This is a genomic window from Brevibacillus nitrificans (assembly GCF_003710965.1).
Classification (GTDB): domain Bacteria; phylum Bacillota; class Bacilli; order Brevibacillales; family Brevibacillaceae; genus Brevibacillus; species Brevibacillus centrosporus.
The window spans coordinates 135,933-159,789 of record NZ_RHHU01000005.1 but is presented as its reverse complement, the minus strand read 5'-3'; the positions used below and the strand labels follow the sequence as shown (position 1 = coordinate 159,789).

25 protein-coding genes are annotated in these 23,857 nt (G+C 51.4%); 18 read left to right on the top strand and 7 right to left on the bottom strand.

What is annotated here, in order from left to right:
* The first annotated feature begins 118 nt into the window (after positions 1-118).
* The gene (locus tag EDM59_RS10815; protein WP_122923609.1) at positions 119-1,606 is read left to right on the top strand and encodes a class I adenylate-forming enzyme family protein; all 1,488 of its coding nucleotides are present in this window, start codon (positions 119-121) and stop codon (positions 1,604-1,606) included.
* Between the two features lie 74 nt (positions 1,607-1,680).
* Here the strand turns inward: EDM59_RS10815 and EDM59_RS10810 are convergent, their stop codons facing one another.
* The 3 genes from EDM59_RS10810 to sppA all read right to left on the bottom strand — a co-directional run bounded on the left by EDM59_RS10810 (position 1,681) and on the right by sppA (position 4,323).
* Positions 1,681-2,694: a CAP domain-containing protein gene (locus tag EDM59_RS10810; RefSeq protein ID WP_122923608.1), complete on the bottom strand. Its 1,014-nt coding sequence runs from the start codon at positions 2,692-2,694 to the stop codon at positions 1,681-1,683.
* Positions 2,695-2,812: 118 nt separating this feature from the next.
* Positions 2,813-3,304, bottom strand: a complete 492-nt coding sequence (locus EDM59_RS10805) for an RDD family protein (protein WP_122923607.1) — start codon at positions 3,302-3,304, stop codon at positions 2,813-2,815.
* A gap of 53 nt (positions 3,305-3,357) precedes the next feature.
* Positions 3,358-4,323 carry a signal peptide peptidase SppA gene (sppA, locus tag EDM59_RS10800; protein WP_122923606.1) on the bottom strand — a complete coding sequence of 322 codons (966 nt, stop codon included), beginning with the start codon at positions 4,321-4,323 and terminating at the stop codon, positions 3,358-3,360.
* A 294-nt stretch (positions 4,324-4,617) separates the two neighbouring features.
* Here sppA and EDM59_RS10795 point away from each other — a divergent pair, with 294 nt between their 5' ends.
* On the top strand, positions 4,618-6,537 hold the full coding sequence (locus EDM59_RS10795) for a heavy metal translocating P-type ATPase (RefSeq protein WP_122923605.1): 1,920 nt from the start codon (positions 4,618-4,620) through the stop codon (positions 6,535-6,537).
* A gap of 162 nt (positions 6,538-6,699) precedes the next feature.
* On the top strand, positions 6,700-7,431 hold the full coding sequence (locus tag EDM59_RS10790; RefSeq protein ID WP_122923604.1) for an amino acid ABC transporter ATP-binding protein: 732 nt from the start codon (positions 6,700-6,702) through the stop codon (positions 7,429-7,431).
* An 85-nt stretch (positions 7,432-7,516) separates the two neighbouring features.
* Here EDM59_RS10790 and EDM59_RS10785 read toward each other — a convergent pair whose 3' ends face one another.
* A complete protein-coding gene (locus EDM59_RS10785; protein ID WP_122923603.1) occupies positions 7,517-8,218 on the bottom strand; it encodes a polysaccharide deacetylase family protein in 702 nt (233 codons plus the stop codon).
* 140 nt (positions 8,219-8,358) lie between these two features.
* On the opposite strand from EDM59_RS10785, the gene EDM59_RS10780 reads away from it, so the two are divergent.
* From EDM59_RS10780 to gcvH, 5 genes are all read left to right on the top strand, one after another.
* Entirely contained in the window at positions 8,359-9,171 is an 813-nt protein-coding gene (locus tag EDM59_RS10780; protein ID WP_122923602.1) for a DUF2797 domain-containing protein, read from the top strand.
* Between the two features lie 52 nt (positions 9,172-9,223).
* Complete coding sequence (locus tag EDM59_RS31035; RefSeq protein WP_183192886.1) at positions 9,224-9,385, top strand: hypothetical protein; 162 nt, start codon at positions 9,224-9,226, stop codon at positions 9,383-9,385.
* Positions 9,386-9,589: 204 nt separating this feature from the next.
* Positions 9,590-9,952, top strand: a complete 363-nt coding sequence (locus tag EDM59_RS10775; protein WP_122923601.1) for an arsenate reductase family protein — start codon at positions 9,590-9,592, stop codon at positions 9,950-9,952.
* A gap of 2 nt (positions 9,953-9,954) precedes the next feature.
* Entirely contained in the window at positions 9,955-11,160 is a 1,206-nt protein-coding gene (locus EDM59_RS10770) for an aminotransferase class I/II-fold pyridoxal phosphate-dependent enzyme (protein WP_122923600.1), read from the top strand.
* 181 nt (positions 11,161-11,341) lie between these two features.
* On the top strand, positions 11,342-11,722 hold the full coding sequence (gcvH, locus tag EDM59_RS10765) for a glycine cleavage system protein GcvH (RefSeq protein WP_122923599.1): 381 nt from the start codon (positions 11,342-11,344) through the stop codon (positions 11,720-11,722).
* Positions 11,723-11,777: 55 nt separating this feature from the next.
* On the opposite strand, the gene EDM59_RS30825 is transcribed toward gcvH, so the two are convergent.
* A complete protein-coding gene (locus EDM59_RS30825; protein WP_148040834.1) occupies positions 11,778-12,140 on the bottom strand; it encodes a methyl-accepting chemotaxis protein in 363 nt (120 codons plus the stop codon).
* A 185-nt stretch (positions 12,141-12,325) separates the two neighbouring features.
* Between EDM59_RS30825 and EDM59_RS10755 the strand changes: the two genes are divergently transcribed.
* The 6 genes from EDM59_RS10755 to pckA all read left to right on the top strand — a co-directional run bounded on the left by EDM59_RS10755 (position 12,326) and on the right by pckA (position 18,297).
* A complete protein-coding gene (locus EDM59_RS10755) occupies positions 12,326-12,760 on the top strand; it encodes a hypothetical protein (protein WP_092273310.1) in 435 nt (144 codons plus the stop codon).
* A 28-nt stretch (positions 12,761-12,788) separates the two neighbouring features.
* Complete coding sequence (locus EDM59_RS10750; RefSeq protein ID WP_092273313.1) at positions 12,789-13,181, top strand: VOC family protein; 393 nt, start codon at positions 12,789-12,791, stop codon at positions 13,179-13,181.
* Positions 13,182-13,353: 172 nt separating this feature from the next.
* A complete protein-coding gene (locus EDM59_RS10745; protein ID WP_122923597.1) occupies positions 13,354-13,695 on the top strand; it encodes an SCP-2 sterol transfer family protein in 342 nt (113 codons plus the stop codon).
* 57 nt (positions 13,696-13,752) lie between these two features.
* Positions 13,753-14,898, top strand: a complete 1,146-nt coding sequence (locus EDM59_RS10740) for a M20 peptidase aminoacylase family protein (protein ID WP_122923596.1) — start codon at positions 13,753-13,755, stop codon at positions 14,896-14,898.
* Positions 14,899-15,138: 240 nt separating this feature from the next.
* A complete protein-coding gene (locus EDM59_RS10735) occupies positions 15,139-16,344 on the top strand; it encodes an aminotransferase-like domain-containing protein (protein WP_122923595.1) in 1,206 nt (401 codons plus the stop codon).
* 375 nt (positions 16,345-16,719) lie between these two features.
* Positions 16,720-18,297, top strand: coding sequence for a phosphoenolpyruvate carboxykinase (ATP) (gene pckA / locus EDM59_RS10730; protein WP_122923594.1), 1,578 nt, complete (start codon positions 16,720-16,722; stop codon positions 18,295-18,297).
* Between the two features lie 69 nt (positions 18,298-18,366).
* On the opposite strand, the gene EDM59_RS10725 is transcribed toward pckA, so the two are convergent.
* Both EDM59_RS10725 and EDM59_RS10720 read right to left on the bottom strand, forming a co-directional pair.
* The gene (locus EDM59_RS10725) at positions 18,367-19,125 is read right to left on the bottom strand and encodes an exodeoxyribonuclease III (RefSeq protein WP_122923593.1); all 759 of its coding nucleotides are present in this window, start codon (positions 19,123-19,125) and stop codon (positions 18,367-18,369) included.
* Positions 19,126-19,248: 123 nt separating this feature from the next.
* On the bottom strand, positions 19,249-19,710 hold the full coding sequence (locus EDM59_RS10720) for an SRPBCC family protein (protein ID WP_122923592.1): 462 nt from the start codon (positions 19,708-19,710) through the stop codon (positions 19,249-19,251).
* Between the two features lie 386 nt (positions 19,711-20,096).
* On the opposite strand from EDM59_RS10720, the gene sufC reads away from it, so the two are divergent.
* From sufC to sufU, 4 genes are read left to right on the top strand one after another with little or no spacing between them, the layout of a single operon-like run.
* Positions 20,097-20,885, top strand: coding sequence for a Fe-S cluster assembly ATPase SufC (gene sufC, locus EDM59_RS10715; protein ID WP_092273336.1), 789 nt, complete (start codon positions 20,097-20,099; stop codon positions 20,883-20,885).
* Between the two features lie 21 nt (positions 20,886-20,906).
* On the top strand, positions 20,907-22,205 hold the full coding sequence (gene sufD / locus EDM59_RS10710) for a Fe-S cluster assembly protein SufD (protein ID WP_122923591.1): 1,299 nt from the start codon (positions 20,907-20,909) through the stop codon (positions 22,203-22,205).
* A complete protein-coding gene (locus EDM59_RS10705) occupies positions 22,205-23,431 on the top strand; it encodes a cysteine desulfurase (protein WP_122923590.1) in 1,227 nt (408 codons plus the stop codon). The genes sufD and EDM59_RS10705 overlap by 1 nt, the downstream gene beginning before the upstream one ends.
* On the top strand, positions 23,418-23,855 hold the full coding sequence (gene sufU / locus EDM59_RS10700; protein ID WP_092273345.1) for a Fe-S cluster assembly sulfur transfer protein SufU: 438 nt from the start codon (positions 23,418-23,420) through the stop codon (positions 23,853-23,855). The genes EDM59_RS10705 and sufU overlap by 14 nt, the downstream gene beginning before the upstream one ends.
* Positions 23,856-23,857: the final 2 nt, after the last annotated feature.

The window sequence follows — 23,857 nt, the reverse complement described above, 5'->3', positions numbered from 1 at the left end:
GGCAAAAAAACTCTCCCGATGCTTGGGAGAGTTTTTTTGTTGGGGCCAAGTTTTCTAGGCATGAAATCGGCACATAGTAAAGGAGAACATATCCGGATGGACGGTGGGAGGTAATGCAATGGGAACCCTGCACCAGTATTTAGAGGAGAGCGCCAAAAAATCGCCAGAGGTCGAAGCCATTGTAGCGGCTTCCTGCACGTTTACGTATAAGGAACTGGATGAACGCACCAATCAGCTTGCTGCCTTTATGGTAGCCGCAGGTGTAAAAAAAGGAGATTTGGTCGGGATTTTGTGCAAGAACGATCATCCGTATCCGACGATCTTGCTTGCGAGCATGAAAATCGGTGCGGTAGCGATCCCGTTGAACTGGCGGTTGACCGGCTTTGAGCTGGCGGGTATTTTGCAAATCGCGAAGCCCAAGCTCATGTTTTACGATCAAGATTTTGAAGAAGCCGTCGCACTGAGTCGTGAGCAAGGGTTAGTCGAAAGGCTGGTCATAGCGGGAAATGGACTGGAAATGGCCGATGAATATGCAGAAATCTTCACGAAAGAGTCAAGGGAGCCTTTGCCGAAGGGATCTCTGACAGAGGATGATCTCGCCGTCATTTTGTTCACATCGGGGACAACAGGGACGCCAAAAGGATGCATGATCTCTCACGGCTGCTACGATACGTATTTGAGCAGGAGTCGTGCGCGAACAGAGCATGCCCGTTTTTTGGCGGTGCATCCACTGTTTCATATGAGCAGCACGTCACTGATTTTTTACAATGTCTATAACGGAAACACGATGGTCATGCTCGCAGATGGGGATCCCCCATCGATTCTAAAGACGATCGAAGCGGAAAAGATCCAGTCGATGTTTGCCTTCCCGTCTGTCTACTCCTATTTGCTGGAGGAGCTGGATCGAAAGGAGTGGGACATCAGCTCCCTGAAATTCGTTTCCACAGGAGGAACAAAAGCATCTCCGGCGCTGATTCGGAGGTACCTGGAGCTGGGGATTCCCATGACCCAGGGATACGGCAGTACAGAAGCAGCGTTTGTGAGCGGCTGGCATCCGATCATGGGCATGGAGTACGTCGATTCTGTAGGGAGGCCGTTCCTCGATGTGCAGGTGAAGATTCTGGATCCCGAGACGGGGGAGGAAGTGCCGGCAGGACAGGTAGGGGAAGTGGCGATTAAAAGTCCCTATCTTTTCAAAGGCTATTTGCACAACCCGGAAGCGACAGCCAAAGTGCTGATCGATGGCTGGTATCACATGGGCGATGCAGGAAGACTGGATGAGGAAGGCTTTTTGTACATTTCCGGGCGCTATAAGGAAATGATCCTGGTCGGTGGGGACAACGTATATCCGATCGAAGTGGAGGATTTGATCGATCATATTCCGGATGTCATGGAAGTGGCTGTAGTAGGAGTCGCTCATGAAACGTTGGGAGAGGTCCCGCGCGCCTACGTGGTCAAAAAGCAGGGAAGCCCTTTGACGGAAGAGGAGATCGTGGAGGCGTGCCGCCAGAAGCTGGCAGCTTATAAAATCCCCGAGGTCGTTTTTGTGAGCAGTTTGCCGGTCAACGGTCTCGGGAAGGTCATGAAGCACCTGCTAAAACAGTAGCGAAAAAAGAAGAGCCTGTCCGAACTGGCAATGCGTCCAATCGGAACAGGCTGTTTTTCTTTTGGTAGGACCTTTTATCTGGATACAAAGTTTTGGGTGTAGAAGGGCTGTGTCCCCTTGTAGGAGACGCCGACTCCCAGCTGCTTGAAATGAGGATTCAGCAAATTTTGACGATGGCCGGCAGAGTTCATCCAGCCCATATGGACTTCGATGCCGTCCAGCTGTCCGTAAGCGATGTTTTCCCCAGCGTAGCCAAACGAAATGCCTGCACGCTTCAGTCGATCAAATGGACTACCAGTCTTGGGGGACACATGATTGAAATAGTTGTTCTGTACCATATCCAGGCTGTGAGCACGAGCGACTGCTGCCACGCTTTCGTCCCAAGTAAGCAGTGGGAGATTGGCTCTGGATCTGGCGATGTTGAGTAAGTCGAAATTTTCCTTTTCAACGGCATGTGCTGCTTGCTTGCGCTGCTCGTCCGTCAATACAGGCTGAGCAGGGAGAGCCTTGTACGCAATCGGATACATCAACTCCATGGCGATGGTGGAGAAATGCTCCGGGGTAGAGATTCGCACACCTGCGACCTTATTGCCTCCCAGTTGATCGATCGAAAAGGTCACGATTTGATTGTTTTGCGCATAGGAAGGATGACTGATTGTGTTGTTGGTGATTTTTAGAGTAGGGGTAATATCCAACGAGCTTTTGGGGGCACCCCATGCCTTTTGCAAAGCATCTGTGCCAGCTCCGATGCCGATCCCTTTGAGATTGACCTGAAGGCCGTTGGAGAACAATGTCACGACCTTGTCTTTTTGCATTCCTACTTGGATGTAGTGACGAAGATCTTTATTGTAGATCCACCATTCGACTCCGGTCGTACTTGGATCTTTGCGGACGGGATTCCCCAGGATCTTCGCTACCTGAGCGCTGCTCATCCCCAGCTGGATACCGTAGACGCTCATCATACTGGCAACAGCCGCTTGGCTAGTTGCGACGGGCGTTGCTGTCACAGCATGGACTGGCAGCAGAGGGCCGAATAGAGCGATAGAAAGGCTCACGGCGAGGATACTGGACGTACGTAATTTGCGCATCATGCTCCCTCCTCGAGTTGGCATTGCCATGGAGGTAATTGTAGGCGGTCAAGGTACCGTCCGACAATAGGGAGAAAGATTGGGTTTGTCCAGCCGTTAAATAAGACCCTGGCCCCTCTCACATACGGCGTTCCCGGATTACGAAGGTTTTGGCCAGCAGGTCGTGCCAGCCTTGTTTCCGCTGGTTCCAGCCCACCCACATATACCCGAGTGAAAAGGGAAGAGACGAAAGAAATTTGCCGATGACCTCACGCAGGAAAACCTGCCCAAGTCCCAGATTCCCTCTTGTCTGGCGAGCGTTGATCACCCGAATGCCCAGGATGACTTTGCCCAGCGTCTGGCCTGTCCACCAGGTCAACAGAATCATATAGAGGAGATCGATGATGATTTCGGTCAGGTCGATTATGGAAAAAAAGGCGTCGGATACACCAAAGGCCCTGCGGAGCGGGTTGAAGATCAGCATGTTGAGTCCCACAAGGAAAAGGGAGTCCAGCAGGGTAGCCGCCACCCGAATCCAAAAACCCGCATAGTCATGGACGATAGGAGATTCTGTCTGATGATCGGTCTGTGAGATCACAACGGGTTGATAGTCAAAGGTTGTTTCCTTCATGACAGAGCACCTCCCTTTACTTGTGTGTATACAGTCTGTGCACGCTTGAAAGCTTAAGGCATGAATTGATACAGCAGCTTGGGAGAGCCGTTTCGCTCCAGTACGCGTGTTAATCCCAGCGGATCTGGATTGGACCAGTACTGCTTCATGCTCAGTAGCAGCTTGCTGATCGACAGCTGGTCAGTATAACGAACCACCATAGCCTCGGGCGAGCCTGAGAGCGATAGCGCATAGCGCGTAGCTTCTTCCAGATCACCAAATTGGTCAATGAGACCCAGCCTTTTTGCCTGTTCGCCGGAATAGACGCGGCCATCTGCGATTTCCAGGACGCGTTGACGGGAGAGGTTGCGTCCCTTGACAATCACGTCCACGAACTTGTTGTAGCTTTCGTTGACCAGTGTCTGAAAGATTTGCCGCTCGGGGTCCGTGAGCGGTCGGGAAGGACTTCCGATGTCCTTGAAACGACCGCTTTTGATGGCAAACTGATGCACCCCGAGCTTATTGGCTGCGTCACTGTAGTTGAAGAGGTTGAAAATAACACCGAGACTCCCGGTCAAGGTATTGGGATTGGCAAAAATGCTGTCACCGGTTGTAGCCAAATAATAGCCCCCAGAGGCTGCAGTTGATCCCATGCTTACTACGACAGGAATATGGCGCAATTGCTTGAGATGCAAGATGCGAGTATGCAGCTCATCGGTCGCGACGACTTCTCCGCCGGGACTATCGATTCGCAGCACCAGGGCTTTGACGTTTTCGTCTTCTTCTACACGCCGCAGCTGCTCGGAAAGAAGCTCGCTCATGGATGGCATCCCGGTCGCGTTTTGTTCGCCTGAGATGACACCGTTCACAAACATCTGGACGATTTTGTCCGTTCCCGACCCGGATACGATATTTTCATCCCAGGAAAAACCCGGACTTTCCGCCAATTCATCGTACGCTCCCGACACGAATTCCACACAGAGTCCTGCTGCAAAAACAACCAGGACAATCAGTAGGGCGACCCATTTTTTTCGTTGCATGAAAACCACCTCGTTCTTTAGCATGAGCAGCAAACGGACGAGTTACGCATCAGAAGGCAATTGGAAAAAATGGGATTGACGAAGAGGAGATGCTAAATTAGAATAATTATAAATTTATTTCCTTTGCGCAAAAAATTCGCCTAGGTAAAGATAGGAATAATCATGATCAATTAGGATGCTGTTGCCTTCGGGCAGCAGCTTCCACTGTTTTTACGGGGGAAATAAGTCTGATTCTCTTTCTCAACAACGAATGCCCGAAATGGAAAAGACGATAGAAAAAGGGAGATGAGCCGCATGCTGCAAAAGAAGGCAATGATCGTGTCAGGTGCAGGACTGTTAGTCAGCTGGCTGTATGGAGAGATGGGAGGGCTGGACACCTCCTGGTTGGCCGTATTCCTGTGCGGGCTTCCGATTGCCTGGGCAGCGCTAAAAGAGCTGTTTATCGAAAAGACGATCAATAGCGATGTGCTGGTGACCATTGCGATCGTCGCTGCTGTAGCCATCGGTGAAATTTTTGCTGCTGGAGAAGTGGCACTGATCATGATGCTGGGGATGTGGCTGGAAAATCGGACGGTGGCAAAGGCAGCCTCTGCTTTGGAAGAGATGGTGCAGATGGCTCCGCAAACAGCGAGAATCAAACGGCAGGATGAATGGGTGGAGGTCGTGCTGGAAAAGGTTGCTCGCGGTGATTTGATCCTAGTGAAGCCAGGGGAGAAGGTCCCCGTAGATGGGATTGTGGCGAGCGGTCAGGCTGCTGTCAATCAGGCGGCACTTACGGGAGAATCGCTGCCGGTCGAAAAGCGAGTGGGCGACGAAGTATTCATGGGTACGATCAATACAAATGGTTCGATCGAAGTAGTGGCGCAGCGTGTCGGAGAGGAAACCACGTTTGCTAAAGTGACGCGACTGGTAGCAGAAGCGATGGAGCGAAAAGCGCCTGTACAGCGTTTGCTGGACAAATGGGCAGCGTGGATCGTGCCAAGCAGTCTCGCTCTTGCTGCTTTGATGTTCTGCCTTACCGGAGATTTGGTTCGGGCTGTGACGATTCTGATCGTCTTTTGCCCGTGTGCACTCGTGCTCGCTACCCCTACGGCGATCATGGCTGGGATCGGTAGCGCCGCCAAGCACGGCATTTTGATCAAAAGTGGGGTTGCACTGGAACAGGTCGGTTTGGTCAATGCCATACTGTTTGACAAGACCGGGACTCTCACGGAAGGCAAGCTCCAAGTCACAGGTGTCGCTCGGCTGCGCAGCGTAAGACAAGAGGACGTCCTGCGCGTAGCTGCTGCGCTGGAGCGTCATTCCGAGCATCCTCTGGCACAAGCCATCGTTGCTGCAGGCGAGGCACAGCGTTTGGAGCTGCCTGAGGTAGAATCGTTTCTGGTGCATCCGGGAAATGGCGTTTCCGGACGTATCGAAGGCAAGGAAGTGCTCGTAGGGAACCGGCGCTTCTTTGCGGAAATGGGTGTTTCTACCGATGAGCTGCGACAGCTGCAGGAAGAGCAGGAAAAAACGGGCCAAACCGCCGTTTTCGTAGCGAGCGAAGGCAAGCTGGTCGGGATGGTGTCACTGGCAGACCGAGTTCGCCTGGAGTCGCGTGATACGGTGGGGCTGCTTCGCCTGCACGGAGTTGGGGAAATCGCCATGCTGACTGGAGATAACCAGGGAGCAGCCACGCATATTGCCCGCCAAGCCGGGGTAACCACTGTTTTCGCCGAGCAATTCCCCGAAGCCAAGTATCAGCGCGTGGAGGAATATCGGAAGCGGGGGCTGATCGTCGGGATGGTCGGGGACGGCATTAACGATGCACCGGCATTGACATCTGCCCACGTCGGCATCGCCATGGGGGCAGGGGGTACACAGATCGCAGCCGAAGCGGCGGATATCGTCATCATGACCGACGATATTTCCAAAGTGGCGGATGCCGTAAAGCTGGGGCGCAAAACGCTGCAGGTCATTCGGGAAAACCTGATTGTTTCCAGCACGATCAATCTGGCGGCGGTCGGACTCGCGATGCTCGGAATAGTGGGACCGGTCGGAGGGGCATTCGTGCATAATGCAACCTCTGTGCTGGTCGTACTCAACTCAGCTCGCCTGCTGCATTATCTGTCGACTCAGAACAAACAAAAACGGACAACACCGCCAGCGCACAGCTCCTGTGAATCGTGCACATGTGCAAAAGGGTTCTGCGATCTAGGGACGTCCAAAGGCTGATCCAAGCTGCTTTTGCCAAAAGGAAGAGGACCGGACACCGCTTATGAGGCTGTCCGGTCTTTTTCGCACGAGGGCATGTTCGAAATTCATGCAATTTTTCTACTATTAAGGTAAACTATAAGAACGAGCGATAGTGAATAGAGGGATATAGGGGGTCCAGACGTGATCATTCAAGTAACGGATCTGAAAAAAAACTACGGGGACTTACAGGTCCTAAAGGGCATTACGACGCAGGTGGCTGAGCGGGAAGTAGTCTGTGTCATCGGGCCTTCCGGATCGGGGAAGAGCACGTTTTTGCGCTGTCTCAACCAGCTGGAGGCATCGACAAGTGGCCGTATCATCATCAATGGCCACGATTTGAATGACCCCAAGGTAGATATCAATAAAGTGCGGGAAGATGTGGGAATGGTTTTTCAGCGCTTCAATCTGTTCCCTCATAAGACCGTTCTGGAAAACGTCATGCTCGCACCAGTCAAGGTAAGGAAAATCCCGCAGGAGCAGGCACGTGAGCGCGGACTTGCGCTGCTGAATAAAGTAGGGCTAAAAGACAAAGCTGACGTCTACCCGGACAAACTGTCAGGCGGGCAAATGCAGCGCGTGGCGATCGCAAGGGCCTTGGCGATGAATCCGAAAGTCATGCTGTTCGACGAGCCGACCTCTGCCCTCGATCCGGAATTGGTCGGAGAGGTACTGGCGGTCATGAAGGATCTTGCCAAGGAAGGAATGACCATGATCGTCGTGACGCATGAAATGGGCTTCGCACGCGAGGTGGGCGACCGCGTCATCTTTATGGATCAGGGAATTATTATGGCAGAAGGCAAGCCAAAGGAAATTTTCGATGATACGCAAAACGAGCGCCTGCGTTCGTTCTTAGGAAAGGTCCTGGTGAAATGAACGGCAGCTGTTAGAAAAACAGAAGGCACCAGACGCCTCGGTATCGAGCGAGCGCTGGTGCTTTTCTACTGACTAGGCGTCGTGCTCATTTGGCTGCATCCAGCAGCTGGCTGACGGTAACAAACCGATATCCCTGTGAGCGCAAATCGGTGATGAGCTCTTGCAGGGCAGCTACAGTCTGCCGCTGGTTCAGGCCGCCGTCGTGAAAGAGGATGATATCGCCAGGGGAGACGTTGCTCTTTACACTTTTCGCGATGACGGAAGCGGTTCGGGCAAGGGACCAATCCCGCGGGTCAACGGACCAGTGAATGATATCGTAGCCGCTGGACTGGACAGCGTTCATCACGTCATGCGTCATGACACCTCCAGGAGGACGGTAATACTGCGCAAGAATGCCTGTCGTCCTCAAGATCGAGCGCTCACCGTGCCTGATGTCCTCGTAGACCTCATGCTCGGTCAGCTTGTTCAGATCCAAATGATGGTAGCCGTGATTTCCGATCTCGTGTCCAGCTTTGTAAATCCATTGCATGACCCGAGGATGCTTATCCACCTGAGAGCCTAGCACAAAAAAGGTAGCACGTATGTTGTTCTGATGGAGCACTTCCAGGATTTTTGGCGTGTATTTCGCATCAGGTCCGTCATCAAACGTAAGCGCAACGACCTTTTTCTGCGTGTGTATCCGGTGGATCGGTTCGTAAAACGGAGTAGAAGCGCCCGCCCAGACAGGCATGATGCCCCAGCCAAGAAGGCAGGCGATGAGACAAACGTAGATCGCGCGATGGCGCATGACGATCGCCTCCTTCGTTCAGATATGGCTATAGGTTCACCCCCTGCAGGGAAAACATGCTGCCAAAAGAAAACAGCGTCCAGCAGGGGGAGGGGATATGGTAGAATGAGTTGACCGTACATAGGAGAGGAGAGAATTCGGTGGAACTCCGCGGTATTTTACATGGACTCACCCACGAGTATCACGGGAAGGACAAGCCTGTTGACTACTATTTGCAAATCGGCGAGGAGCGCATGCCATTGAACGAATGGCTGGGCAGCGAGCTGTCGATTACGTTTTTAGGCGAAAAGAACTGCATCGCCTGTGGCCGAAAAACCAACAAGACCTTTAACAGCGGGTATTGCTACCCCTGTTTCACCAAACTGCCGGAAAATGACCTGTGCATCGTCAAACCGCACGAATGTCATTTTGACTTGGGGACCTGCCGGGATGAAAGCTTCGGCGAAACGTACTGCATGATCCCCCATTTTGTCTATCTGGCGGTTTCCAGCGATATGAAGGTGGGCTTGACCCGCAAGCACAACCAGCTGAAGCGCTGGGTGGATCAGGGGGCGATCCGGGCAATTCCGATTGCGGAAGTACCTACACGCCGTATGGCAGGGCAGCTGGAGTTTCATCTCAGCCAATACTTGCCGGACAAGACCAACTGGCGAAAAATGCTCAAGGGCGACGTCAAGGAGATCGACCTGCTCGCGATGCGCGACGAGGTATACAGCCATTTCCCTGACGAGTTCAAACCTTTCCAATATCGCGAGGATGAATGGGTGGATATCACCTATCCGATTTTGGAATCGTTGGACAAAATCAATTCCAAAACACTGGACAAGGAAGAGAAGCTCGGTGGCCGCCTGATTGGCGTCAAAGCGCAGTACCTGATTTTTGACAACGGTGTGTTTCAGACGCGCAAGCATGCCGGCTATCAGGTAGAGATTACAGCAACTCCCTCTGCATAAAGTCACGCAAACTCCTCACACTGAAAAGCAACAGCAGGGAGGAGAGAAAGCCATGAGGGATGAACATATCGAATATACAGAGCCGTTGACCGGAACACTCGCCGAGGCAGTCGAAAGAGAGGATGCCACCCAGCTCGGAGTCCCTTTTTCGCCCCTCGCCCAGACGTGGCAGGTCAACCCAGCGGACGAGGATATGGGTCAGGCTCAGCAGTAGGAAAGCGGCAAGACGACAGGTATAGCAACTAGAGGGAAACGGCAGCCAGAGAGTAAGGGATGGCTGTCGTTTTTTGTGTGAATAAAAAGGGATGAGTGGCTTACGTTTTCGAATGGGTGGCTGCACAGGTGGCAGGCGCAATGGTATGCTAGCGATAAGGAGCATCATACAAGCAATCCACACAAATGACCGAGGTGAATTTTCATGGCGATAAAAGCCTATCTGTACAACAAATGCGACACCTGCCGCAAAGCGAAGAAATGGCTGCAGGATGAAGGCGTAGGGTTTGAGGAAATTCCGATCGTGGATGCGCCGCCGTCGAAAGAAGAGCTGCGCCGTATCTGGAAAGCGAGCGGACTGGATTTGCGGAAATTTTTCAACGTGAGCGGAGTGCAATACCGTGAGCTTGGGCTAAAAGACAAGCTGCCAAACATGTCAGATGAAGAAATGCTCGAGCTGCTGGCGTCCAACGGCAAGCTGATCAAGCGCCCGCTGATTACAAACGATGAGACGGTGACACTTGGCTTCAAGGCAGAAGAACTGGAAAAAGCGTGGGGAGGCAAATAACGATGCGTAAGCCCTCCAAACGCCTTGCTTATCTATCTGCGGCTATATTCTCAGAAATGGCTGCACGCAAACGGGAAGTGGCCCACAAGAGAAAGGTCTACGATTTGAGCATCGGAAGTCCCGATCAGCAGCCGGATTCCCGCTTGCTGGAAACACTGGTGGAAGCTGTTCAGCAGCCAGGCGCGTTTGGCTACGCACTGAGTGAGGGAACGGCTGCGTTTCGCGAGGAGGTGGCTCGCTGGTACCAATTCCGTTTTGAGGTGGAGCTGGATCCGCAAACAGAGGTACACTCTCTCATGGGCTCCCAGGACGGCTTGGCACACTTTGCTCTGGCTTGGACAGACCCGGGAGATCTGGTGCTGGTACCCGATCCAGGCTACCCCATTTATGAGGGCAGCGTTCATTTAGCAGGGGCTGTTCCGTACCCCATGCCCCTGCGAGGGGAAAACGGGTTTCTTCCCGACCTGAATGCCATTCCGGCCGATGTGGCGAAGCAAGCGAAGTTCATGATCCTGAACTATCCGAACAATCCTGTATCCGCTGTAGCGACACTCTCGTTCTTTGATGAGGTTGTAGCCTTTGCGAAGCGTCATGACATCATCGTCGTACACGATCTGGCGTATTCCGAGATGGCGTTTGACGGGTACAAGCCGCCGAGCTTTTTGCAGGCATCGGGTGCCAAAGAGGTAGGAATCGAGTTTAACTCCTTTTCCAAAAGCTTTAATATGGCAGGCTGCCGGATTGCGTACGTCGTAGGAAATGCGGATATCATCAAGCCGCTCGCAGTCGTGAAGTCCAATGTCGATTACGGTGTCTTTTTACCCGTTCAGCAAATGGCGGTAGAAGCATTGCGCGCGGACCGGGAATCGGGTGGTGCGAATGCAGTGGGACCGATCTATCAGGAGCGCCGGGATGTGCTGCTGTCTGCTTTAGCCGAAGCAGGCTGGCAGATTGAGCCGCCGAAAGCGACCATGTTCGTCTGGGCAAAAGTACCTGAGGGCTGGACTTCGAGGGAATTTGCATTCGCCCTGCTGGAAGAGACGGGAGTCGTCGTGATCCCCGGGAGTGCATTCGGTGTGGAAGGTGAAGGCTATGTTCGTATTGCACTGGTACAGACACCGGACGTATTGAAGCAAGCCGCCGAGTCCATTCGCCAGTCAGGAATATTAACGAGCAGGCAGAACCGGAAATCGCCTGTGCACGAATAAATTCCTGATTTTATGGGAAATAACAAATGAGTACACGACCGATATTTTCAAGGGGAGAAATGGGCCTTATACCTTGTGAAAAAACGTCTGTTCAGAATTTTGAGGAATGAAGAGGAATCCTCGAATGTTCGTCAAATATGTATGTGGTATGGACAGTACCTGATAGGAGGATACGTAAACGATGGAATTCCCGAAAGATCTACGTTACAGTGAAGAGCATGAGTGGGTACGTGTAGAAGGAAACAAAGCTTATATTGGCATTTCTGCTTTTGCTCAGGCAGAGCTGGGTGACATCGTATTCGTCGAGCTGCCAGAAGTAGGCGCGACGATTCAACAAGATGAGCCATTTGGCAGTGTGGAATCCGTCAAAACGGTTTCCGAGCTGTACGCTCCAGTGAGCGGTAAAGTTGTAGAAGTAAACGGTGAACTGGAAGATGCGCCAGAGCTGGTCAACTCCTCGCCTTATGAAAAAGCCTGGATGATCGTCGTAGAGCTGTCTGATGCGGCTGAGCTGGAAAAACTGCTGACTGCTGACAAATACGAAGCAATGGTAAAAGAATAAGCAAATAGGAAAAAAGCCGGGCGATGCATGATCGCTCGGCTTTTTCTATGTGACATTACGACAGCTTGAACACGCGAACAGCATTGTTCATTTCTTCTGCCATCGTGGCTAGCATGGTTGCCGCTGCGGATATTTCCTGCATGGAGGCATTTTGCTCCTCTGCAGCCGCAGCGACATTTTGAGAATTGGCGGCAGAACGTTCGGAAATAGCAGAGATGTGATCGATGGCTGCAATAATCGTTTCCATCTGCTCGCTGATTTGCTTCATTTCCGTACCGAGGCCATCTGTACGGGCAAACAATTGTTTCGTCGAGCTGGTGATTTGGTCGAAGGCAGATCCGGTTGATTGGACATTTCCCCGCTCCCGATTCGATCTAACCTGAATATAAGCTTTAGGCAGAGCAGGGAATAATTTCAAACTAGTCAGAAAACGTTGGTCAATAAGACGCGAATCAGGTACAATAGGGGAACCATTACATTTGCCATCAATCGATTGGTATCTTTTGCGGGTAGAGAGATCTGCCGTGAGTAAGCTACAATTGCTGATACAGACAGAGTGTCGTCCAAACGAAGCATAGTTTGGCGAAGAAGGAGGGAGACTATATGAGTTATTGTTGTGGTGCCGGAATGGTAGGATCGGTTGGGTCTGTCCGTCATTATAAAACGTTGGTGCATAACGTCCCCATCATGTTTTGTCCTGTATGTGACAGAATTGAAGTTCATCCCGCTATTGAGGGCGAGTATGAAATTCTAGTAGAATATGCTCAGGGAGATCAGGCTCCTGAGGTGGACTTTGCTGATTTCGTAAGTGTTGACAATACTACTGAGTTGTTTGAGAATTGTACAATGACGGATGAAGCAGCGAGCTTCGCTGATGTACTCAAACAACAAATCGATATTTCGCTGGATCTTTTGGGCGTCGCCAAAGAATTGAAGGATGAGGAATGGCGTGAAGCCCTGATGATCCGTCTGAGAAGGTTAAGCGAGCGGCTGAAGCAGTACAATAAGAGAAAGCAAATGTCGCAGAAAAGCGCGTGACCGTAAGTTGACTTGGGAGGCAGTGTGAATGTTTCATTTGAAAGGCGTTCATCACATCGCATTGAATTGCAGCGATGTCGTGAAGGTAGCTCATTTTTTTAAAGACATTTTGGAAGTTCCGATCCCAGAAGAGAATATCGTGGAAGGAGCACCTGTCTACTTTCAAATTGGCACATACACACGGATTGGTCTCCATCCATATAGCGGTGGGGAAGGCAAAGGCGGAGTGGGGCAAGTCGACCACATCGCTTTTTCCGTAACGAGCCGCGCCGAATTGGACTATCTGGTTGACAAACTGGAAGCGGAGAATATTTGCTATCGGGGTCCCATCACTCGACCGACGAGCTTTAATCTCTATTTTGAGACACCGGATGGACATCATCTGGAAGTCCGACTGGATAAGGACGAATTTGACGAATAGCACGCGATTACAAGAGCTTCCACCCAAATGGGTGGGGGCTTTTCTAACGATTCGACGGCATGTCGAGAAAAAGAGGTTCTCGCTGACAGGACACGACAGGCGTTCCCATCCCTCGTCAAAGGATTCGACCAAGCCATCCGCGAACCCATTGGAGGGAGAGGAGTGGGCGAGCATGGTCGGAATCAGTGGGGTGCTGATGGAAGTGGCAGAACGTTTGCAAAAGAAGGCTCATGTACGGCTGTTGACAGCAGGATGGGACAAACGGATCGGCATTGTGGCAGTGGATACCCGGCTCCGGTGGCAGATGACTTTTGTCAAAGGAAGCGCTTCTTGCGGGGAGTGGAAAGAGGACGTGCCCGCCGACTTGATCTTGCATGGAAATGAGAAGGAAATCCATATGCTTCTGGCAGGAGATGCTCTGCAATACGCCAGTGTCAGGCAGCGCGTAAGATTTGTAGGAACGCTGCGTGATCAATTAAAGCTGGATGCGATCTTGCGGCTTACCAGCAAATGATCGCAGGCTGTTGTGTTATAATAGAAAAAATATAGAGAATTCGAGGAGGAACGACGTATGTCCACGACGATTTCTTTGAAGCAGGCAGTGACGGCACGTGTGTCATCTATTGACGAAACATTCCGCCATTTGCACAGCAATCCTGAGATTAGCTGGAAAGAAGTGCAGACCACGCAGTATCTGGCAGAGCGGATGCGCAGACTCGGACTGCGTGTAACGACGTTTGAGGATTGTACGGGCTTGGTTGCGGAATGGGGGGAAGGAAGTCCAGTTGTGGGCTTGCGGACCGATATTGACGCGCTCTGGCAGGAAGTGGACGGGGAGTGGAGAGCCAACCATTCCTGTGGACATGACGCGCATATGACGCTGATCGTGGAAGCAGTCGAGTCGTTGATCGCTTCGGGATATAATCCCCCGGGGACGTTGAAAATTTTGTTCCAGCCTGCGGAGGAGAAAGGGACTGGCGCCCTCAAGCTGGTGGAAAAGGGTGTCGTTGATGATGTGGACTATTTGTACGGCGTGCATCTTCGCCCGATCCAGGAGATGAAGGGCGGCTATGCGGGTCCTGCGATCTACAATGGCGCCGCAACGTTTTTATACGGAGAAATTACAGGGGTTTCCGCTCACGGTGCGAGACCGCATTTGGGTATCAATGCGATCGAGGTAGCAAGCGCGATCATAACAGGAGTCAGTCAGGTACATACAGATCCACGAGTGCCGGCGACCGTGAAAATGACAATGCTTCAGGCAGGCGGAGAGAGCTACAACATCATCCCGGACAAAGCGCGTTTTGCTCTCGATTTGCGCGCTCAAACCAATCAGGTCATGGACGATCTGCTTACCCGTGTGCGCCGAGTGATTGATGGTGCCGCCGCTTCTTTTGGAGCGACGATCGAGGTGCAGCAAGGCTCTCGCATGGTGGCAGCCGAAGTAAACGATGAGGCGAAGAAGCTGATGGAGGAAGCGATCATCGATGTGCTTGGCGAGGATAAGCTGGAAGAAGCGCCTGTCAGCCCGGGGGCAGAAGACTTCCATTTCTACACCGTAGAACGCCCTCATATCAAGGCGACGATGCTCGCATTCGGCTGCGACTTGAAGCCGGGCCTGCATCATCCCCATATGGAATTTGACCAGACGGCATTGGTAAAAGGGGTCGAGATCCTCTCGAATGTCGTGATCAGGACTTTTGCTAAAGGGAAGTAAAGAGAGAAAAAGAGGAGCCCCGTACCGATTCTGGTACTGGGCTTTTTCAATAAAACGGGAAACCTTTAATTTTATAATTCAAAATATTAAAACAAAGAGAAATAACGAGAAAACGGCCTGGAAAACGCTGCCATTGGCTTGTTCTTTGGAAAATCGCGCGCATTTCGGTTTTCTTTCGCCGCTTTCATTTGTGGTATGTTTGCGTTAGGGAATTGGACAAAAACAAGGTGGTGGAAGGGAATGAACAGAGTAACGCAGCAGTTCGCTTTCTCGAAACGAAATCCTGATTTGCCGATCATGGGGGCAGCCTATGCCAAGACTGATCCTGATATTATGCCATTCGCGTATGGATTTCCCGCACCACAGGCTTTTCCGATCGCTGCTTTTCAGGAAGCATCTCAATCCGCCTTATTATTAGAAGGAACAAGAGCCCTGCAATATACCGGAGGACCAGGGCAAAAGCGGGTACAAGCCTGGATCGCCCAGCGCTCCCCGCTGCGCGGCATCAAGCCAGAAGAGGATCAGCTCATCGTGACAACCGGCTCCATGCAGGCGATCGATATGGTGACTCGCGTACTGACGGACGAGGGAGATGAGGTGTGGGTAGAGTCGCCCTCTTTCTTCGGGACGATCCGCTCCTTTATCACGAATGGATTGAATATTCGGTCTTTTCCGATTGATGAGGATGGCCTGTGTGTGGATGAGCTGGAGGCAGCCTTGCAAAAAGCAGAACAGACAGGCGGCAAAATGCCCAAGCTGCTCTACATCATGCCCAATTATCAAAATCCATCAGGAGCTACCTTGTCTGCAGCTCGACGTGAAAAACTGGCGAGACTGGCGCTGCGCTACAACTTCTACATACTGGAGGATGACGCGTATGTCGATCTGAGCTTTTCGGGCGAATACCTTCCTTCCGTCTACAGCTTCGCGCCGGAGAGGGTTGTCTACATTAGCACGTTCTCGAAAATTATTGCTCCTGGCGTGCGCATGGGCTGGGCAATCGCCGACAGCCAAGTGATCGAAAGGATGAAGCTGTTTAAGTCGGATGGGTATACAAGCGTGTTTGTCCAGGAGGTAGTGGGGCAAATGCTGCAAAAGATGGATTACACCGCTCACATGAATCGGATCAACGAGATGTACCGAAGCCGCAGAGATGTCATGGTTACCGAGCTGCGTCGCGTTTTTGGGGATCAGATTGACTTTCAGGTTCCAGAAGGCGGCTTTTTCTTGTGGGTGCGTTTTCCGGAAGGGGTCAATACGACGGAGATGCTGACGCACGCATTGGAGAGTGGAGTCAGCTTCTTGGATGGACAAAACTTTTACCTCGAAGGAGTGGACGGTACCCGTTTTGCTCGGCTGTGCTATACGTACTGTGATGAGGAGTCCATTAAAAAGGGGGTGGCAGCCCTGTATGAGGCATGGAGAAGAAGCCACTCTCTCCGATAATTTGGAGCAGAGAAGTCTGAAACAGGTAAAGCAAAAAATGGGCAAGTAAATGAAGCTTATGTGAACAAGAACCCGATGCCTTGCTGGTATCGGGTTTTTTGTGTACCATTAATTCACTGCCGAGCTAGTGTGGAAAACTGGGGGGACAAGGGAAAACTAGCGTGAGAAGTGGTATTCACACATTCTCCATAAGAGATTATAAAATTATGTAGCTTATTTGATTAAATGTGATATACTAATTACAAATTGAGCGACAATAATTAAACTTATTTCGAGTCACTCTCGAGGTGAGCGACCGTATTAACGGATAGTATTACCGAAGTCGAAGGTTAGTCATCATAATGGATATACATTTGGGAAGGAGATCGTTCACACATGGAAACCAACACCGTTCATAAGCTTACTGACATTTTGGGAGCTGCAAAGGTCTATAATAACCTGCCAGTTGCGAAGCTCGTAGAAATGGCGGTTAAGCGTGGCGAAGGGATTTTGACCGACAAGGGGGCGCTTAATGCGCTAACAGGCAAGTTTACAGGCCGTTCGCCAAAGGACAAATTTGTGGTGGACGAAGCTTCCGTACACGATAAAATCAACTGGGGTCCGGTTAACCAACCAATCTCCTCCGAGAAATTCCTCCGTCTGCAGCAAGATGTGCTTGAGTACCTGCAAGGAAAAGAGCTGTTTGTGTTTGACGGTTTTGCCGGTGCGGATACGACTTACCGCCTGCCGATCCGTGTCGTGAACGAATACGCGTGGCACAATCTGTTTGCTCGTCAGCTGTTCATCCGTCCGTCCGATGAAGAACTGGCGAACCATGAAGCAGAGTTCACCGTAGTGTATGCACCAAACTTCAAAGCGAACCCGGCTGTTCACGGAACAAACTCCGAAACGTTCATCGTGCTGAGCTTCGAGCACAAAACCGTTTTGATCGGTGGCACCGAGTACGCAGGGGAAATGAAGAAGTCGATTTTCAGCGTAATGAACTACATGCTGCCTGAGCGCAATGTACTGTCCATGCACTGCTCGGCAAACGTAGGCAAAGATGGCGACGTTGCCCTGTTCTTCGGTCTGTCCGGTACTGGGAAAACGACTCTGTCCGCTGACCCGAACCGCTTCCTGATCGGTGACGACGAGCACGGCTGGTCTGACAACGGCGTTTTCAACATCGAAGGCGGTTGCTACGCAAAATGCATCAACCTCTCTGCAGAGGGTGAGCCGCAAATCTGGAACGCGATTCAATTCGGTACCGTTCTGGAAAACGTAGATATCGACAACGAGACACACAAAGCGAATTACGACAGTGCAAAATATACGGAGAACACCCGTGCAGCTTACCCTGTTGAAATGATTAACGGAGCGGTGATCCCTGGTGTGGGAGCACAGCCAAACGTAATCGTGTTCCTGACAGCGGACTCTTTCGGGGTATTGCCTCCGATCTCCAAGCTGACCAAAGAGCAAGCGATGTACCACTTCCTGTCTGGCTACACCAGCAAAATGGCAGGTACAGAGCGCGGCGTAACAGCTCCACAAACCGAGTTCTCGACTTGCTTCGGATCTCCATTCCTGCCGCTGCACCCAGTGGTATACGCGGAAATGCTCGGCAAGAAGATCGATGAGCGCGACGTACAAGTATACCTGGTGAACACAGGCTGGACAGGTGGACCAGTGGGCGTAGGAAGCCGTATGAAGCTGTCCTATACTCGCGCAATGGTTACAGCAGCACTGAACGGCGAGCTGGAAAAAGTGGAGTACGTAGCAGACGCTACCTTTGGTGTTCAAGTACCTACCACTTGCCCGAACGTACCAGCAGAAGTACTGCAGCCACGCAATACGTGGGCGAGCAAAGAAGACTACGATAAGCAGGCAGCTGATCTGGCTTCCCGTTTCATTGAGAACTTCCAAAAGAAATTCCCGAATGCAACGGATATCGCACAAGCAGGTCCTAAAGCGTAATCAAATAACGTAACAAGCAAAAACGGTTAGACGCGAGGTCTAGCCGTTTTTGTGTTGGAGAGTATGGAGCTATTGGTCTTTCATCTCCAAAATGACAGGGCAGTGATCGCTGCCCAGGATCGCGGTGTCAATTCTGGCGTCGATGAGAGAAGGCGCCAGTCTTTCCGAGGCGAGGAAATAGTCGATGCGCCAACCGATATTTCGCTCCCGGACATTCGCCATATAGGACCACCAGGAATAGGCGTCTGTCTGCTCCGGGTAGAAGTAGCGGAAGGTGTCGAGAAAACCGGATTCGAGCAGCTGCGTCATCTTGCCGCGCTCCTCAGGAGTGAAGCCAGAGTTGTTGCGATTGGATTTCGCATTCTTCAGGTCGATTTCCTGGTGCGCGACATTGAGATCGCCGCAGACGATCACGGGCTTTTGGGTGTCGAGCTGCATCAGATAGTGACGGAAACGATCTTCCCACTCCAATCGGTAATCCAGGCGGGAAAGGTCGCGCTTGGCATTGGGCGTGTATACATTGACGAGGAAGAACGAAGCAAACTCCAGAGTAATGACACGTCCCTCAGGCTCGTGATTTTCTTCCAGACCATAACGGACGGACAATGGCTTGACCTTTGTAAAGACAGCCGTACCGGAGTAGCCTTTTTTGATAGCGTAATTCCAGTACTGCTCGTACTCTTCGCCGCATTCAGCTGTAAATTGTCCTTCTTGCAGCTTTGTTTCCTGGATGCAGAAAATATCCGCATTTATTTGGGAGAAATACGCTTGGAAGCCTTTGTTTACGCAAGCGCGTAATCCGTTTACATTCCACGATACCAGTCTCATAGTCGCTTTGTTCTCCTTACTACGGTTTGGGCAGATGCCGTTTCTCCTATCCTAACACAGGGAGGAGCGGTTATGAGAAAGGAAAAACCCTCTGGGGAATAGAGGGTTCATGGCAATGTGCCGTCACGTATGGGGAGGAATCGAGGCCAGTTCCTTCATGCGATTGGCAACGGCTTCTGTCAATTCTTGTGTCAGCTCGGGGATCGAGGTTTTCAGGAAGGCGTTCACCATCGGGGCCTTCACACCTTTTGCGGTAATGTCGAGGAAACCCGTCATTTTCGTACGATTCGGACTCAGCGCCTGTGCCTGGAAGTAGCCATCACCGGCAAAATTTTCGTTCAAGCCGGTGAGGGTAAACCTGACTAGAGTGGGCTGGATCCAATCTGTAATATCGACCTGCAGCTGAATTTTTTTCTTCATGATGCCGATATCTCCCGAAAAGGTCCAGGTGGATTGACGGGCATGGATGATCTCATGGCTGATGTAGCCAGGGACGAGCGGAATCCAGTTGTCCATGACACTAACAAACTCCCAGATCGTGGAGATGGAAAGGTCCAGCTCGATCTCATGCAATCCTTGAGGCAAGGTTCCTCACTCCTTTCTCGTGTGGTGGTTCATCCTGTTATATGTATTGTGGCAAGCCGCCAGATATATCGGGAATTTTTAAAATGCCGCTTGGATACGGCTCCGTCATGGGAATAAAAGCAGAGGGACCCGTTCCTTTTCCAAACGATAAAATGAGGATGATCAAGCTGTCCGGGTATTACATGCGAGCGGTGAGGGAAAGATGTTCCAGTAGCAGGTGGAGGGGCGGAGCATTGTCGCCAATTTCCGACTTTTTAAATATAATGATTTAAAAATTACAGATATGTTTCATTCCTTGATTTATAATTATTCTTATTATAAGATGAGTATTGAGAATGGATTGAGAATCAACCAACTCACTTCTGACGTTTATGGAGGGAATTCAGATGACAGCAGTACCGCATTTGCAAATAAAAAACCTTCGCGCCAAGATCGAGGATAAAGAAATCCTCAAAGGCATGAATTTGGAAATTAAGGGCGGCGAAGTCCATGCGATCATGGGCCCGAACGGAACCGGTAAATCTACTTTGGCATCTACGCTGATGGGTCACCCTAAATACGAGGTAACCGAAGGCGAAGTCATTATCAACGGCGAAGACTTGCTGGAAATGGCAGTTGACGAGCGTGCACGCGCGGGTCTGTTTTTGGCGATGCAATACCCATCCGAAATCAGCGGCGTTACCAACTCCGACTTCCTGCGTTCCGCAATCAACGCACGTCGCGGTGAAGGCAACGAAATCTCCCTGATGAAGTTCATCCGTGAGATGGACAAGAAAATGAGCACGCTGGAAATGGACGATTCCTTCTCTCATCGTTACCTGAACGAAGGATTCTCCGGCGGGGAGAAAAAACGCAACGAAATTCTGCAAATGATGCTCCTCGAACCAACCTTCTGTATCCTTGATGAGATCGACTCTGGTCTCGACATCGATGCATTGAAGATTGTAGCGAACGGCGTAAACGAAATGCGCTCCGCTGATCGCGGATTTTTGATCATCACGCACTATCAGCGTTTGCTGAACTATGTGAAGCCTGACTTCGTACACGTCATGATGCAGGGTCGTATCGTGAAGTCCGGTGGTCCTGAGCTGGCTGAACGCCTGGAGGCAGAAGGCTACGACTGGATCAAGGAAGAGCTCGGCATCGAGGATGAAACCGTAAACGCCAACGTGTAGGAAGAAGGAGGCAGCAGTGAAATGAGTGTGGATGTACAGCTCCGCTTCGACTCTGAAGCGATCACCGAGTACTCCAAAGCCAATCAGGAGCCTGCCTGGTTCCTGGAAAAGCGTCTCGCCGGCTTACAAGCGGCGGGAGAGCTTCAACTGCCCGCTTTGGAGAAAACGAAAATTGATAAATGGAATACCACTGAGTTTGACCCGTTTCAAACGGCTGCCAAAGCAGCAGCAGCAAGCGAGCTCAGTGAATTGGTTAAAGCCCAAATCGATGTAGACAGCGTAAAAAACCTGCTGGTGCAAAAAAATGCATCCTCTGTTTTTGAAGCCGTCTCTGAGGAGCTGAAGAGCAAAGGGGTCATCTTTACCTCTTTTGCCAAAGCTTTGGTCGAGCACAGCGATTTGGTACAAAAATACGTAGGAACAGTCGTTGCTTTCGACGAGCACAAGCTGACAGCTCTGCACACAGCAGTAGTGAACGGCGGCGTGTTTATCTACGTTCCCAAAAATGTGGAAGTAGAAGTGCCGCTGCAAGCAGTGTTTGAAGTGGCTGGCGACCATGCGCTTTTGTCCCCGCACGTATTGATCGTAGCGGAAGCGAACAGCAAAGTGATCTACGTGGATACATTCGTATCTGGCGAAGGCACGAGCATGGTAGCGAACAGCATCGTAGAAGTATACGTAGGCGCAGGGGCATCCGTGCAGGTAGCTTCTGTACGTTCCCTGTCCACAGACGTGCACGACTACAGCTTCCGTCGTGCGACTGTTGATCGCGACGGTAAAATGGAGTGGATTCTGGGCGAGATGAACGACGGCAACACCGTTGCGAACAACACCACTATCCTCAAAGGTACCGGCTCTTCGGCCGAAACCAAATCCATCTCTGTCGGAACAGGCTCCCAACGACAAAACCTGACTTCCCAAGTACAGCATATCGGTACACATTCCGAGTCTGATATGGTCAGCAAGGCTGTTATGACAGGTGAAGCAGTCAGCATTTTGAACGGTATCACCAAAATCGAAAAAGGCGCTGAAAAAGCAAACGGTGTACAGGCAGAGAACATCCTGATGCTGAGCGAAAAATCTCGTGGAGACGCCAACCCGATTCTTTTGATCGATGAGGATGACGTAAAAGCGGGTCACGCAGCTTCAGTAGGACGCTTCAGCGAAGAATCTCTTTACTACCTGATGTCTCGCGGGATTACCCGTCAAAATGCAGAACGTCTGATCATTCTCGGCTTCCTCGATCCGGTTGTGGCTGAAATCCCGGTAGAAGAAGTGAGAAACAGACTTCGCCAAGCGCTCGAAAGGAAGTTAGGCTAATGAACGCCAAGGAGCTTCGGAAATATTTTCCTATCCTTCATCAAGAGGTAAACGGGCATCCGCTCGTGTATCTCGACAATGGAGCGACTTCCCAAAAGCCGATTCCGGTAATGGAAGCGATGGATAAATACTACAAGGCATACAACTCCAACGTTCACCGTGGCGTACACACTCTGGGCAACATGGCGACAGATGCGTATGAAGGAGCGCGCGAGAAGGTTCGCGCGTTCATAAACGCTCGGGAAGCAGCCGAGGTGGTATTCACCCGCGGAACGACGTCGGCGATTAATACCGTAGCGTACGGCTATGCTCGCGCGGTTCTGAAGCCAGGCGATGAGATTGTGACCACGATCGTGGAGCACCATGCCAATTTCATTCCATGGCAACAAGCAGCCAAGGCGACCGGAGCTACCTTTAAGTTCATTCCGCTGCAGGAAGACGGAACCGTGACCCTGGAAGCAGTGAGAGAAACGGTTACGGACAACACCAAACTCGTCGCGATTCACCATATTTCCAACGTACTCGGGGATACTACACCGATCAAGGAAATTGCGAAAATCGCGCATGAGCACGGCGCACTTTTGCTGGTGGATGGGGCGCAGGGAGCTCCTCACAAAAAAATCGACGTCCAAGACCTGGATTGCGATTTTTATGCGTTTTCCGCTCACAAAATGGCAGGTCCGACTGGTATCGGCGTGCTGTACGGGAAACGTGAAGTGCTGGAGCGAGTCGAGCCGATGGAATTTGGCGGCGAGATGATCGACTTCGTGGAGCTGTATGATTCCACGTGGAAGGAGCTGCCATGGAAGTTTGAAGGCGGTACTCCCATCATCGCGGGCGCTATCGGACTTGGTGCAGCGATCGACTTTTTGAACGAAATCGGTATGGACAACATCGAACGCCATGAAAAGCAACTCGTGAAATATGCGATGGAGCAAATGCGTGAGATCGAAGGCTTAACGATTTACGGCCCGCAGCAGGACCGCAGCAGTTTAATAACATTCAATCTGGATACGGTACATCCGCATGACCTGGCGACGGTACTCGACAGCTATGGAATCGCAGTCCGTGCCGGACATCACTGCGCGCAGCCGCTGATGCGCTGGTTGAATTGCACAGCTACCGCACGGGCAAGCTTCTACGTGTACAATACAGAGGAAGAAGTAGATGTACTGGTAGAAGGATTGAAGAAGACGAAGGAGTATTTCGGCAATGTCTTCTCTTGATGATTTATACCGCCGCGTGATTATGGATCACTACCAGAAGCCCCGCAACCGCGGGAAGCTGGAGGAATCCGACGGACTCATTGTCAATTTGAATAACCCGACCTGTGGCGACAGCATCTCGCTCTCCTTGAAAGTGGCGGAGGGCAAGGTGGTGGACGCGAAATTCATGGGCGAGGGCTGCTCGATCAGCATGTCCTCCGCATCCATGATGACGGATGCCGTAAAAGGAAAGCCTGTAGAAGAAGCGCTTGAGCTGGCTCACAAGTTTTCCGATTTGATGCAAGGCAAGGAGATCGACGATTCGATCGATCTCGGGGACATCGAGGCACTGTCTGGTGTCGCGAAGTTCCCTGCCCGCATCAAATGCGCGACGCTTGCTTGGAAGGCGCTGGAGCAAGGCATCAAACAGGCCGAGCAGGAATAGCT

Excerpts from the sequence above, each read along its gene's own strand:
- EDM59_RS10815 (WP_122923609.1), top strand. The coding sequence starts at position 119 with ATGGGAACCCTGCACCAGTATTTAGAGGAGAGCGCCAAAAAATCGCCA.
- EDM59_RS10810 (WP_122923608.1), bottom strand. The coding sequence starts at position 2,694 with ATGCGCAAATTACGTACGTCCAGTATCCTCGCCGTGAGCCTTTCTATC.
- EDM59_RS10805 (WP_122923607.1), bottom strand. The coding sequence starts at position 3,304 with ATGAAGGAAACAACCTTTGACTATCAACCCGTTGTGATCTCACAGACC.
- sppA (WP_122923606.1), bottom strand. The coding sequence starts at position 4,323 with ATGCAACGAAAAAAATGGGTCGCCCTACTGATTGTCCTGGTTGTTTTT.
- EDM59_RS10795 (WP_122923605.1), top strand. The coding sequence starts at position 4,618 with ATGCTGCAAAAGAAGGCAATGATCGTGTCAGGTGCAGGACTGTTAGTC.
- EDM59_RS10785 (WP_122923603.1), bottom strand. The coding sequence starts at position 8,218 with ATGCGCCATCGCGCGATCTACGTTTGTCTCATCGCCTGCCTTCTTGGC.
- EDM59_RS31035 (WP_183192886.1), top strand. The coding sequence starts at position 9,224 with ATGAGGGATGAACATATCGAATATACAGAGCCGTTGACCGGAACACTC.
- EDM59_RS10775 (WP_122923601.1), top strand. The coding sequence starts at position 9,590 with ATGGCGATAAAAGCCTATCTGTACAACAAATGCGACACCTGCCGCAAA.
- EDM59_RS10770 (WP_122923600.1), top strand. The coding sequence starts at position 9,955 with ATGCGTAAGCCCTCCAAACGCCTTGCTTATCTATCTGCGGCTATATTC.
- gcvH (WP_122923599.1), top strand. The coding sequence starts at position 11,342 with ATGGAATTCCCGAAAGATCTACGTTACAGTGAAGAGCATGAGTGGGTA.
- EDM59_RS10755 (WP_092273310.1), top strand. The coding sequence starts at position 12,326 with ATGAGTTATTGTTGTGGTGCCGGAATGGTAGGATCGGTTGGGTCTGTC.
- EDM59_RS10750 (WP_092273313.1), top strand. The coding sequence starts at position 12,789 with ATGTTTCATTTGAAAGGCGTTCATCACATCGCATTGAATTGCAGCGAT.
- EDM59_RS10745 (WP_122923597.1), top strand. The coding sequence starts at position 13,354 with ATGGTCGGAATCAGTGGGGTGCTGATGGAAGTGGCAGAACGTTTGCAA.
- EDM59_RS10740 (WP_122923596.1), top strand. The coding sequence starts at position 13,753 with ATGTCCACGACGATTTCTTTGAAGCAGGCAGTGACGGCACGTGTGTCA.
- EDM59_RS10735 (WP_122923595.1), top strand. The coding sequence starts at position 15,139 with ATGAACAGAGTAACGCAGCAGTTCGCTTTCTCGAAACGAAATCCTGAT.
- pckA (WP_122923594.1), top strand. The coding sequence starts at position 16,720 with ATGGAAACCAACACCGTTCATAAGCTTACTGACATTTTGGGAGCTGCA.
- EDM59_RS10725 (WP_122923593.1), bottom strand. The coding sequence starts at position 19,125 with ATGAGACTGGTATCGTGGAATGTAAACGGATTACGCGCTTGCGTAAAC.
- sufC (WP_092273336.1), top strand. The coding sequence starts at position 20,097 with ATGACAGCAGTACCGCATTTGCAAATAAAAAACCTTCGCGCCAAGATC.
- sufD (WP_122923591.1), top strand. The coding sequence starts at position 20,907 with ATGAGTGTGGATGTACAGCTCCGCTTCGACTCTGAAGCGATCACCGAG.
- EDM59_RS10705 (WP_122923590.1), top strand. The coding sequence starts at position 22,205 with ATGAACGCCAAGGAGCTTCGGAAATATTTTCCTATCCTTCATCAAGAG.
- sufU (WP_092273345.1), top strand. The coding sequence starts at position 23,418 with ATGTCTTCTCTTGATGATTTATACCGCCGCGTGATTATGGATCACTAC.